Here is a 12,566-nt window from a genome sequence, read left to right on the forward strand (position 1 = left end):
AAAATCCGAAAAGGAACGGTGATAATATGTTATCGATCAGCAAGCTACTAAAAAAATCTGGACATCAAATATTTCTAAATATCCTTAATGTACTGGGAATAAGCATATGTTGGTCGTTATTTATCGTTCCTGCTATTTTTTTACTCCCTTTTTACTGGGCAATTGCCTACTTAGCTATTACATTCATTCCAGCAACAACTGCTGTATTTGCGGTGATGAATCAAATAGCTGAAGGGAAAAAATATAAGTTTGGGATGTTTATAAAGTCATTTTTTCATTACTTTACCCGTTCATTTCGTATTGGATTGTTATTTAGTTTAGCGGTATTGATTCCTCTGTCGCAATGGTGGTACTACATAAATATCAATAATAGCTATTTAATCTTTATCTTCAGCGTGTTTCAAACCTATTTATGTTTAACATTCCTATCTACACAAGTGTACACGATTCCAATTTTAGTAGCAGAAGATTGTAAAGTGATTAAAGCAATGAATAAATCGATCAAAGCTTTTATGGGGAATACTTGGTATACAATCGGCCTTTTTGTTCAAATCATCTGTATTACTCTATTAATTAGCCTTACAGTAATAGGATTCTTTTTATTGTATATTTCAATGCTAGCAATCTTTGTATTAAATGCATCCAAAAATCTTGATTTTGCAAAAAAAGAAGAAAGTATTTCTGAAAATAGAGTTGAGCAAACAATATGAATATAAAAGGCGGGGTTTCATTTTATCATTCCAATGAGTCTGATATTGATAAAATCATTTTTTATTTAAATATGGCTAAGGAATTTGGGCTGGATGAAGTCTTTACGTCATTTCAATTTGGAAAAATAGAAGAAGTATTAAAGGTGGTTTCTAAGTGTCGTGATCTAGGATTAAAGATCGTAGCGGATATTAATCATAAAATGTTTAACGAATTCTGCAAGGATTTGAAAGATATCCGCATCTTTAAAGATTTTGGGTTAAGCGGAATTCGTTTAGATTATGGTTTTAGCTTAGAAGAAATTGCTGAAATGACTTGGAATGAAAAGGATCTTCAAATTGGAATTAATGCATTATTAAGCAAGGAAGAACAATCTATATTTAAAAGCATGCCAACTAATCACAGCCAATTATTTGCTTCATTTAATTATTATCCTCGAATCGAAAGCGGTATTTCATTAGAGTTTCTAATGGATCAAAGCCATTTTTTCAATCAATATAACATTCCTATAAGGTCCTTTATTGCAGGGGAGGCATTTAAAAGAGGACCGATATTTGCTGGATTGCCGACAGTAGAGTATCATAGGAAGTCTTTTGCACCTTCTAGCAGCTCTTTTTATAAATTGGTTGGTGGAATAGACGTTGTTTATATAGGAGATCCCTTTATTTCTAAACAAGAGCTAAGCTTATTTACAAAATCATTAGCGGAACAAGATATTTGGATAAAGCTTGTCCCGGCAAAAGACTTATCGAAAGAAGAAAAGAGATTATTGATAGATATTCCACATGTTTTAAGGAGAGACGAAAGCGAATGGGTTTATCGCTCCTCTGCCGGCAGAATTTTGGCAGAGGAAAAGAATTTTATGATTGTTAACAGAGGAGAGAGTCAAGCTCGAAGAAGGGGATCGATTACGATTGATAATCAATTGTATGATCGTTATATGGGAGAGCTTCAAATCATAAAAACTGATTTACCTCCTGATGAGCGAGTAAATGTAGTAGCAAGAATTGTAGATGAGGATATGTATATTTTAGATTACTTAACAGGTGGAACGAAGATTCGGTTCTATATGTAAAAGGGTTGTGGCTGCTGACGAGGTTGACAGCAGTTTTTATATCTTTCACTTAAAAGTGATAAATATATTGTGCTTGAAATAAAATTTTATATATTTACATATTAATTTAAAATAAATGAGCTGGCAGGAGGATAGTAATGTATGTTCTCGGTATAGATGGTGGCGGTACAAAGACTAAAGGCGTGCTATGTGACTATGATGGAAGGATCCACATTGAAGCAACAGTCGGCCCTACCAATATCAACAGTCTTGGTTATGAGAAAGTAGAAAAAGAAATAAAGTGCTTGCTGACAGAGTTACAGCTACAAGAACCTGATAAATTTGCGGGCTTAACCAGTCTTTTTGCCGGTATGTCTGGTGTTGACCGTGAAGAAGACAAAGTAAAAATGATGGAATTATATCAAAAATATTTACCAGTTGGATGCCAAATAATGGTCGATAACGATGCGGTCAATGCTTTATATTCAGGTACCCAGGGAAAACCAGGGGTTGTTAACATTAGTGGTACGGGCGCGATTACCTTTGGGATAAACGAAAGTAATATCCGAACAAGAGCAGGTGGCTGGGGATTTATGCTCGATGATCCAGGCAGCGGCTTTTCAATTGGAAAACGGGCATTGAAAGCAATGTTTGATGAATATGATGGCTTTGGGAAAAATACAATTTTAACTCCAGCGATATTAAGTGCATGGAATATGGCAGAGGTTCCAGAACTGATTTCTGTTATCTATGATTTTAATAAGTCAAGAGAGAAGATTGCTTCTTTAAGTAAAATGGTTGTGAAAGCGGCAGAGGATGGAGATGAAATTGCCAAGGAGATTCTACTTCAAGCAGGTATCGAAATGGGCATGAATATACGCAGATTAATCCTAAAATTATTTAAGGATGATCAATCAAAAAAAGAAATTCCCATTGTATTAGTAGGGGGTATTTATAACAATGCTGATTGGTTTCTTCCTGTCATTGAAAAAAGTCTTAATTTCGAATACTTAAAAACAACGATAATATTGCCTGATTTACCGCCTGTAGCTGGCTCCGTGATTGCTGCTATTCTAGCTCAAGGAGTGAATATTGGTGAAAATTTTGAAAGTAATTTTCAAAAATGATGGCGTGTTAAAAAGGCAGCTTCTATGAGAAACAAATTTAATCAATAAAGGACAAGTGACTCAGTGCTTCATAAAACGAATTAGATTCCGTTAAATTCAGATTATTTATGAAGTAAATAGGATTACAAAAAAATGAGGGGGAAATGACATGCATTTAGTCGTATTAGGTGCTCATTGCGGTGATGCTGAAATTCAAGCGGGTGCGATTGCCCATAAATATGCAAAAGCTGGTCATGATGTTACATTTGTACATTTAACGGCTGGTGAAAAAGGTAATCCTCCAGGTGTATCAGTTGAGGAATATAGAGAACAGAAAATGAGAGAATCTGAGAAGGTAGCTGAAATTCTGGGTGCTAAAACGATCACGCTTGATTACAAAGATGCAGAGCTTACCTTTAATGATGAAATTATTACTTGTGTCGCAACCCTAATGCGCAAATTAAAGCCAAATGTAGTCATTACTCATTGGGAAAAAAGTATTCACCCAGATCATGCACTTTGTCCAAGAATTGTTCAGGCAGCGCAATTGAAAGCAGGACTTCCAGGCTTTGATTTAGACGGTTTGCCACCTCATTATTACGGATTTTATCATAGTGAAAACTGGGAGGATATGGAGGGGTATGAGCCTGATATATTTGTAGATGTATCGGATGAATTTGATACTTATTTAGAAGCATTGTCTAATTATTGGTTTATTATGAATTCAAAATCCTTTCGTTACTATGACTACTATAAGGCGCTTGGGACAGTAAGAGGATGCGTGAATCGTACGAAGTATGCTCAGACACTGAAATTCCCATCTGAAACGAACGTGAGAAAAGGCGGCATTATTCCTGGATACGAAGTTTAATTTTAACAAAGGTTGTAATAAGCAGATGTTCTTTATCAAAGCGCATAAAAGGAGGAATAGTGATGAGGCTTGGACTTGATCTTTTTTTAGGAAACCAATTTCAATCATTCAAAGGAATGCGAGTTGGATTGGTTACGAATATGACAGGGGTAAATGAAAAGCTTGTCCCCTCGATAGATCTATTTTATGAGCATCCGGATATACATTTAGCAGCTTTATATGGACCGGAGCATGGAATTCGCGGGGATGCAAAAGAAGGCGAAGCGGTGGAATCCACAATTGATCCATATACGGGTGTACCAGTGTTTAGTTTATACGGAGCCTCTAGGAAACCAAGTAAGGAGATGTTAGATCCTGTTGATGTGATTGTGTTTGATCTCCAGGATATTGGCTCTAGATATTACACTTATATTTACACGATGGCTTATGTAATGGAAGCTTGTGCTGAATATGGTAAACATTTTGTTGTGTTAGACAGGCCAAATCCGATTTCGGGTTCAGTGATGGAAGGGAATTTGTTAGAAGATGGGATCAGATCTTTTATCGGTCTTTACCCTATCCCAAATCGGCATGGTATGACTATAGGAGAAATTGCTTTATTTTATAAGCATGAAATGGGTATTAATTGTGAGTTGACGGTCGTTCAGATGGATGGATGGGAACGACAGATGTTTTTCGATCAGACGGGGTTATTCTGGGTGCAGCCTTCACCTAACACGACAGGATTAGATATGAGTATTCTTTATCCCGGAACCTGTTTAGTAGAGGGGACGAATTTGTCAGAAGGAAGAGGGACAACGCGTCCTTTTGAATATATTGGGGCTCCTTTTATTGACGGTTATCGTTTAGCAAAAAAATTAAATGAACAAAAAATAGCAGGTGTGTTGGCACGTCCAGTTTCCTTTAAACCGGTATACCAAAAGCATAGGGACGAAGTTTGTGAGGGAGTCCAACTGCATGTTGCAGACCGTTACGCGATACATTCATTAAGAACGGGGTTAACGTTATTAGAAACGATTGCGGAAATGTATCCGAATGATTTTAAATTTGTCCAGCATAATGAGAAGTATACCATCGATTTATTAGCAGGAACGAAGGAGATAAAAGATAAAATTCTTCAAAAGAAAACAGATGAATTTTTAGAATGCTGCGGCGAGCAATTAGAACGGTTTAGGAAGCAAATAAAACCCTATCAATTATATAAATAGGATAGTAGTGAAAAGCTAACCTAATAGTTTAAAATAAAAGGGGAGTTATCACATGTTTACTTATCGCTTTTATCATTCAGGGGATGAAATAAAGATTGTAAGTCTTTGGAATGAGTGTTTAGAACAGGATTCAATTACTTCGAAAAGATTCAGAAATTTAGTACTATTAGATGCGAACTTTGATCCGGAAGGCTTGCGTTTAGCATTTCATAATGATGTGTTAGTGGGCTGTGTGTATGCTGTTAGAAGATTGCTGCCTATGTTTGGAACTGACTTAGAGCAAGATAATGGCTGGATTCCATTCTTCTTTGTTCATCCAAACCATCGCTGTTTAGGTGTAGGAAAGAAGCTGGTTGAAGACGCGGTTCAGTTTTTAAAAGAAAATGGCAGGACGAATGTGTTCTTTGCTTCCTATGCTCCTAATTATATTCTTCCTGGAATTGATGAGGATACATATCCTGAGGCATATGTTTTTTTAAAAAAGCAAGGTTTTCAAAAGCTTTATTCTCCTGTCGCTATGGACCGTAATTTAGTTGGATTCCAGGTGCCGCAAGCTGTAAAAGAGCTAAAGAAACTAAGGGAAGCAGAGGGATATTCCTTTGGTACTGCTAAGGATAAGGACCTTTATGAAGTGATTCAATTTGCAAATACTAAGTTCAATCCTGACTGGGGCAGAGCGATTCGCGAAGGGATTTTGCAGGGACTGCCACTTGAGCGGATTTTAGTTGCTCGTGAGGGGGAGAAGGTTATTGGTTTTTGTATTTACGGAGGCTATGAAGGGATTCCAGATCGGTTCGGCCCTTTTGGTGTTGATCCAAAGCAGCAAGGGAAAGGGCTTGGAAAAATCCTTTTAAATGAATGTATACATTTAATGCGTTCAGAGGGCCTGCATAATGCTTGGTTCCTGTGGACAGGTGAAAAGACTTCTGCAGGTTATTTGTACAAGAAGACTGATTTTGAAATTACACGTACATTCCATGTAATGAAAAAAACGATTTAATTCAAAACAGGAGCAGACTACCCTGCTCCTATTTAGTAAAAAGTTAAATAGAAAGATGTGGTGTTCATGTCATTTATGACAGGGGGACTTGTGATGCTAACCGAAATGCTCCATAAGCTCCCGCCATCCGAAAGTAAAATTGCCAAATACATATTACAAAATCCACGAGAGTCCCTTTCTTTAACAGCAAGTGAGCTAGGTAAACAAAGTAAAACGAGCAGTGCTGCAGTGATCAGACTTTGTAAATCATTAGATTTAAAAAGCTTCCAGGATTTAAAGCTGCGGATTGCTGGAGATCTACAAAAGAAAGATGAACAAGGTTTTAGAGATATTGAACCAAACGAATCAACCGTTTCAATTATTGAAAAAATGACAAACAACAGTATACAAACGATCCGTGAAACAGCAGAACTTCTAAGTTTAGAGGAGCTGTCAAAAGCAGTTAGTGTTATACAAAAAGCGAATACTATCCATTTTTTTGGTGTAGGTGCCTCGAATATAATTGCTCAGGATGCTCAGCAAAAATTCTTAAGAATCAATAAATCAGCAAATGCTTTTTCTGATCTTCATATGGCTGCGACCGTTATTGCAAATGCGAATGAAAATGATGTAGTAGTAGGCATTTCATTTTCAGGTCAAACCATTGAAGTTGCTAAGCTCTTGGATCTAGCGAATCATAAGGGGGCAATGACGATAAGCTTAACCAAATATGGAGCATCGCTTGTTTCTGACCAAGCTGATATTCGGCTTTATACGTCTGCAACAAGAGAGCCCGCTTTCCGAAGCGGAGCAACGTCTTCTAGGATTGCCCAATTACATATGATCGATATTCTTTTTATGTGCGTCGCCTCTCAGCAGTTTGAAGAGACTGTGAAGCACTTAGATGAAACAAGGCAAGCGATCGATTTTTTGAGGGAAAATATTAAATCGCGTCAGAAATAAACTGACCTTTAAAGTAATAGGGTGATGTGATGATAGACTATCTAGCTAAGCAAATGGATAAAAAAAAGAAGCTAGCGATAGGATTAATGTCTGGCACTTCTATGGATGGAATCGACGCTGCACTTGTAGAGCTAGAAGGACAGGGTGAAAATACAAATGTTACATTAGTTGCTTTTGAGACATTTTCTTTCACTGAGGATGAAAGAAGCAAAATTAAAAGTTTATGTGATCCTGTTACCTCATCTGTCGATCAAATTTGCAGGATGAATGTTTATTTAGGTCATAAATTTGCAGAGGCCTCTTTGAAAATAACCGCACTGGCAAAATATTGTCCAAAGGATGTTGATTTCATCAGCTCACATGGGCAGACAATCTATCATATGCCAGAATTTCATGCTACCCTGCAAATAGGAGAACTAGCAGTAATTGCGGAGGAAACAGGCTGCTTAACAGTAGGAGATTTTCGTCCATCAGACATGGCAGTTGGAGGTCAAGGAGCACCTTTAGTCCCTTTTACCGATTATTTGCTTTTTCATAGTAAAGAAAAAGATAGAGTCTTATTAAATATTGGAGGGATGAGCAACATAACTATTCTTCCAAAGGCAGGAGGAGCCAAAAGTGTTTATGGCTTTGATACAGGTCCGGGAAATGTATTAATTGATGAAATTGTCAAAATAGAGACAAATAATCGTTTTTCTTTTGATAAAAATGGAGATATTGCTATGTCTGGTTCTATTCATCATTCCATATTGAATGACTTGATTGCAAAGGATCCTTTTATTCGATTGCCCCCTCCTAAAAGTACAGGAAGAGAGCAGTATACTGAACAAATGGCAAGAGAAATATGGGATATAGCAAACTCACAGGGAATATCATTTTCAGACATTATTGCAACGGTCACGCAATATACTGTAGAGGCTGTTATTTCCAATCTAGAGCAATATGTTTTCCCGAAAAATTCAATATCTGAAGTAATTGTGAGTGGCGGAGGAGTTTATAATGCTGCAATCATAAAAGGATTAGCAGCGTACGAGAAATATAAAATCTTGAAAATGGAGGACATCGGCTACTCAAGTGATGCAAAGGAGGCGATTTCCTTTGCCATCCTCGGGAATGAGTGTTTACATGGGAACTGTAATAATCTTCCTAACGTAACGGGTGCACAAAGGCAGACAATCATGGGGAAAATCGTCATTCCTAGTCTATTAAAAGATAGGTAAGATATAGAAGACTTCAAAATTAGAAAAACGATTTTTTAGTATAAAAGTTACTTAAACCATAATTGAGGTGATTGTTTGAAGAAAATCCCTTTCCTTATATTCTCAGTCTTCATTTTTTATTTTTGTGCCATAGATCCTTTAGATGTTCATGCTTGCTCATGCGCTGAATTACCGAGTGTAGAAGATGAATTTGAAAGATCTCAAGCCGTATTTAGCGGAAAAGTTCTTAAAGTAAGTGAAAAGAGAAGTTCAAAGGGATACAGCCCGAAGTTAGTTCTTTTTGAGGTAACGAACACATGGAAGGGTGTAAAACAATCGCAGATCTATATTACAACTGGGCAAGATGACGGGGACTGTGGAATTAGTTTTATTGAGGGTATTGAATATTTAGTATACGCTAATGAATCTGATATGTATGGAGAAATGGCATTAGTGACAGGCATATGTGATCGAACTGCTAAAGTAGCTTCTGCTCAAGAAGATTTAAAAATTCTCGGTAAGGGAAGCCCGCCAACTGAGGAAGTAGATTTAACTAAAAAACAGGAAAGCAGTCATCTATATATTTGGATTGCAGCGATTTTAGTAATAGCTATTGTTTTTATTTCTGTTTTTAAGATAATGAGAAAAAATAAGTAACCGTATGAGTGCCATAGTGATCTTTTACTGGTGGACAAAAAAAGAAATATTACAAAGCCTGCGCGAGAATCGTCTTTTCCTGCAGGCCTTTTTCCATTTATATAAAACACTCCGTTTATCTTTGCGCCATCATTCTATTTCCTCGAAGGCTGCCTATATAAAATAAACAGCAAAATTAGCATAACGATGTCTAATCTTGCATTAGCTGCAAATTGTATAAAGCCAGATGATATCATTGGAGTTTTTGTTAGTAAAATCGCAGTGATCAAAATACCAATTAAAGGGATCGTTGCATTGCTTACACTTCTATTCATTAATATGAAGGCACCGCAAATGAATTCAGTTATGGCAACGATATACATAACAATAATCGGATAAGGCAATCCAAGATTAACGAAGTAAGCGCCCATTTCAGGATTAAAAAATTTCAACATACTAGATACGATGAAAACATAAGCCACTGCATACCTTAAAAGATTAATAGATATTATGGAAGTCTTAATGACCATCCCCTCCTTCTCATTAAAACTGTATGCACCAATAAGGACAAACAGTCACAAATTGTTAAAGGATGAACATGTGGTATATAAAAGGAATTATGGTACACTTTTAATAATTGAAAATGGTAACTAAACAGAGGTGTACATCATGAAAACAGTCCTAGTCATTGGCGGAGGGATTACTGGATTATCCGCCATGTTCGAATTACATAAATGGAAAAAAGCGAATCACTCAGATGTTAGGCTTTTTCTTGCAGAAGCATCCTGTGAGCTTGGCGGGAAGATTCGTACTGTGAAGGATAGCGGTTTTGTCATGGAAGCGGGAGCAGACTCCATCGTCGCTCGGAAAGCAAATACCATGTCATTTATAAAGGATCTCAATCTGGAAAGTGAAATTGTTTATAATGCATCAGGCAAATCCTTTATTTATACGGATGGTGAATTAAAACCGATTCCTGCCGATGCCGTATTCGGAATTCCAACAAGTGTAGAGTCTTTGGCAAAAAGCACACTTGTTTCTGCAGAAGGAAAGGTGGAGGCATTAAAGGACTTTTATACAAAAAATGAGTCATTCACGAAAAACGATTCAATTGGTGAATTTCTAGAACATTTTTTCGGCAAAGAATTGGTCGAAAAACAAATTGCACCTGTACTATCAGGTGTTTATTCAGGAAAGCTAAGTGATCTAACCATTGCCTCTACACTCCCGTATATACTTGATTATAAAGAAGAGTACGGCAGCATTATTAAAGGATTTGAAGCAAATAAGCAAAAGTTTCAAGGCGGGGGCGAAAAGAAGTTCCTCTCATTTAGAAATGGATTAGGAAAGCTTATTGATGCTTACGAAGAAAAACTTGAGGATGTTGAAATATTAAAAAATACAAAAGTAAGTAAAATTGAAAGAGGCGACAATACTTATCAAGTTATTTTTAGCAATATGGAAACAATTGAAGCGGATTATGTGGTGCTGAGTATTCCTCATTCAGAGGCGGAAAAGCTATTTACAAACCACGAGGTTATAAAAGATTTTTCCCAATTAAAAACGAGTTCTCTTATTAGTGTGTATATAGGCTTTGATGTGCCTGACAGCATTCTGCCTACTGATGGAACAGGTTTTATCACTTCTGACACGAGTGAATTATCTTGTAATGCCTGCACTTGGACAAGCAGAAAATGGGAGCATACATCTGAAACGAGAAACTTGCTCGTAAGGCTGTTTTATAAAAGCAGTCATCCTGCATATGCGGCTTTAAAAGATATGAACGAAGAAGAAATACTTCAGGTAGCTCTCGGTGATATAAAGAAAAGTCTAGGTATTACCGCTGACCCTATCGCAATGGAAATCACAAATTGGACTGACAGTATGCCGAATTATTTAATTTCCCATCCACAAACGGTGGCAGAGCTAGAGAGCAAACTCGCAGTTTCCTATCCAGGAGTTTGGCTCGCTGGTTGCTCATATTATGGAGTAGGCATCCCGGATTGTATCGAAAACGGAGCATCCGTCGCGGAAAAAATTATTGAACTTTTGTAGAAAAACAGGACAGCTGATATTGTAGCTGTCTTGTTTTTAGCTAGGGCTTTGTTTTTTATGTTGGTCAAGCCCTTCTTTTCTGAATATGAATAAGATTCCCTCTAACTAGTGTCTAAGAGACAGGAAAACAGGTAATAATCGTGCCCGAAGTAGTTCATTTAACTGAATAGTGGTAACGAATAAGGCATAATCGTGCCCGAAGTGGTTCATTTAACTGAATAGTGGTAACGAATAAGGGATGATCGTGCCCAAAATGGTTCATTTAACAGATTAGCGGTAACGAATAAGAGATAATCGTGCCCGATATCGTTCTTTTTCCAAATGCCGGTAACGATCGGGATTTTATCATCAGCAAAAATAAGTAATAGTTCCGATCTAAAAAGGAAATTTAATGATTTGAAAAGAATTAACATAGAGGGAAATTGAGACTTTTGAGGATACTGTCCAAACAAAGCATAAATTGACAGGATAATATTTCAGCCCCCTGTTAGGATTAAATCAAGGAGTGAGCGATATGGCTTGGGTAGAATCGATTCAAAAGGCAATAGATTATATGGAAGAACATTTGCTTGAAGAGATATCAATTGAAAGAATTGCAAGCGAAGCGAATGCGTCGGCGTTTCACTTTCAGCGTACCTTTACAATCTTAACCGATATGTCTATTGGTGAGTATATGCGCAGGCGCCGCCTGACCTTAGCTGCACAAGAATTATCAAGAACAAACTGCAAAATAATTGATTTAGCCTATAAGTATGGCTATGACACTCCCGAGGCTTTCACAAAAGCTTTTCGCAGGCAGCATGGAGTTACACCAAGTGATGCAAGGAAGTACATGGGAAAGCTGAAATTTTATGAACGCCTAATCATACAGGTAATTCTGAAAGGAGCAGAACCAATGAAATACAATGTGTTAGAAAGAGAAAGCTTTAAAGTAGTAGGGATTAAAAAAGGATTTTCAGTAGTGAATGATGAGCATCTTAAAGGTATTCCTATGATGTGGGATCAGGTTAATTCAGACGGAACATGCGATAAGTTAGCAAGCATTAACAATGGTCAAATTAAAGGTGTGCTTGGTGTTTGTTCAGCTGGAACGAATCCAGGTGTAGCGATCGATTATTGGGTTGCTGTAGAATATGATGGGGAAGTACCGGTAGGATTCTCATCATTGGAAATTCCTGCAGCCAAATGGGTTGTGTTTGAAGTGAATGGACCAATGCCAGAAGCTATGCAGAATAAGTGGAAGCAAATTTTCTCCGAGTGGTTTCCGACGAGCGGCTATAAGCAGGCAGGAATACCAGAGCTTGAGGTGTATTCAGATGATGATGCGAATAAGGAAGATTACTATTCTGAGATTTGGATTCCAGTAAAATAATACCCAAAAGGTAAATATGATGAGGGGCTGTTTCATCGTTGAGATATCAACAATGAAACAGCCCCTTTGTTGCTTTTAAATAAAGTTTGATCATTTTCTACTCATGATCTTCCACAATCGCTCCCTTTAGCTGAACAGCATTCTATCCTTTCGCATGACTCTTATTGCCTAAATAATGCAACAAAAAAACTTGATAAAAATGCTATACCTGTTAAAGGAGTCATTATCATTTTCTCTTTTCAACTTTTGAATGTTTTAAAAAGACATAGCCAATAAAAGGAAGAAATATTGCATGCTGGAAATACGTAGTTTTTTTGGTGAAAATCCCTTGTGAAATCCAGCCCAACTATAATCACCTAAATACGTAAGAACCAATTTTATCTTGCAAAATACATAGTAAGACTATTGATTCTTA

General features: G+C 37.0%; 12 protein-coding genes. 11 read left to right on the forward strand and 1 reads right to left on the reverse strand.

The window, feature by feature from the left end:
• Nucleotides 1-26: 26 nt before the first annotated feature.
• The 9 genes from KHA94_RS20060 to KHA94_RS20100 all read left to right on the forward strand — a co-directional run bounded on the left by KHA94_RS20060 (nucleotide 27) and on the right by KHA94_RS20100 (nucleotide 8,745).
• A complete protein-coding gene (locus KHA94_RS20060) occupies nucleotides 27-710 on the forward strand; it encodes a YesL family protein (RefSeq protein WP_213103856.1) in 684 nt (227 codons plus the stop codon).
• On the forward strand, nucleotides 707-1,783 hold the full coding sequence (locus tag KHA94_RS20065; protein ID WP_213103857.1) for a MupG family TIM beta-alpha barrel fold protein: 1,077 nt from the start codon (nucleotides 707-709) through the stop codon (nucleotides 1,781-1,783). Before KHA94_RS20060 ends, KHA94_RS20065 begins: the two co-directional genes overlap by 4 nt.
• Nucleotides 1,784-1,920: 137 nt before the next feature.
• Nucleotides 1,921-2,889: an N-acetylglucosamine kinase gene (locus tag KHA94_RS20070; protein ID WP_213103858.1), complete on the forward strand. Its 969-nt coding sequence runs from the start codon at nucleotides 1,921-1,923 to the stop codon at nucleotides 2,887-2,889.
• A gap of 148 nt (nucleotides 2,890-3,037) precedes the next feature.
• Nucleotides 3,038-3,739, forward strand: coding sequence for a PIG-L deacetylase family protein (locus tag KHA94_RS20075; protein WP_213103859.1), 702 nt, complete (start codon nucleotides 3,038-3,040; stop codon nucleotides 3,737-3,739).
• Between the two features lie 62 nt (nucleotides 3,740-3,801).
• The gene (locus KHA94_RS20080) at nucleotides 3,802-4,947 is read left to right on the forward strand and encodes an exo-beta-N-acetylmuramidase NamZ family protein (RefSeq protein WP_213103860.1); all 1,146 of its coding nucleotides are present in this window, start codon (nucleotides 3,802-3,804) and stop codon (nucleotides 4,945-4,947) included.
• Between the two features lie 52 nt (nucleotides 4,948-4,999).
• Nucleotides 5,000-5,947: a GNAT family N-acetyltransferase gene (locus KHA94_RS20085; RefSeq protein WP_213103861.1), complete on the forward strand. Its 948-nt coding sequence runs from the start codon at nucleotides 5,000-5,002 to the stop codon at nucleotides 5,945-5,947.
• A gap of 93 nt (nucleotides 5,948-6,040) precedes the next feature.
• A complete protein-coding gene (locus tag KHA94_RS20090; RefSeq protein WP_249365619.1) occupies nucleotides 6,041-6,889 on the forward strand; it encodes a MurR/RpiR family transcriptional regulator in 849 nt (282 codons plus the stop codon).
• Between the two features lie 29 nt (nucleotides 6,890-6,918).
• Nucleotides 6,919-8,109, forward strand: a complete 1,191-nt coding sequence (locus KHA94_RS20095; RefSeq protein WP_249365620.1) for an anhydro-N-acetylmuramic acid kinase — start codon at nucleotides 6,919-6,921, stop codon at nucleotides 8,107-8,109.
• A 75-nt stretch (nucleotides 8,110-8,184) separates the two neighbouring features.
• Nucleotides 8,185-8,745, forward strand: a complete 561-nt coding sequence (locus KHA94_RS20100; RefSeq protein ID WP_213103863.1) for a hypothetical protein — start codon at nucleotides 8,185-8,187, stop codon at nucleotides 8,743-8,745.
• Between the two features lie 134 nt (nucleotides 8,746-8,879).
• Here the strand turns inward: KHA94_RS20100 and KHA94_RS20105 are convergent, their stop codons facing one another.
• Nucleotides 8,880-9,254: a DoxX family protein gene (locus KHA94_RS20105; protein WP_213103864.1), complete on the reverse strand. Its 375-nt coding sequence runs from the start codon at nucleotides 9,252-9,254 to the stop codon at nucleotides 8,880-8,882.
• Nucleotides 9,255-9,393: 139 nt separating this feature from the next.
• Between KHA94_RS20105 and KHA94_RS20110 the strand changes: the two genes are divergently transcribed.
• Nucleotides 9,394-10,779 carry a protoporphyrinogen oxidase gene (locus KHA94_RS20110; RefSeq protein ID WP_213103865.1) on the forward strand — a complete coding sequence of 462 codons (1,386 nt, stop codon included), beginning with the start codon at nucleotides 9,394-9,396 and terminating at the stop codon, nucleotides 10,777-10,779.
• A 514-nt stretch (nucleotides 10,780-11,293) separates the two neighbouring features.
• Nucleotides 11,294-12,151: an AraC family transcriptional regulator gene (locus tag KHA94_RS20115; protein WP_213103866.1), complete on the forward strand. Its 858-nt coding sequence runs from the start codon at nucleotides 11,294-11,296 to the stop codon at nucleotides 12,149-12,151.
• Nucleotides 12,152-12,566 lie beyond the last annotated feature (415 nt).

Source organism: Cytobacillus citreus (assembly GCF_018343665.1).
In the GTDB taxonomy this organism is placed as follows: domain Bacteria; phylum Bacillota; class Bacilli; order Bacillales; family Cytobacillaceae; genus Cytobacillus; species Cytobacillus citreus.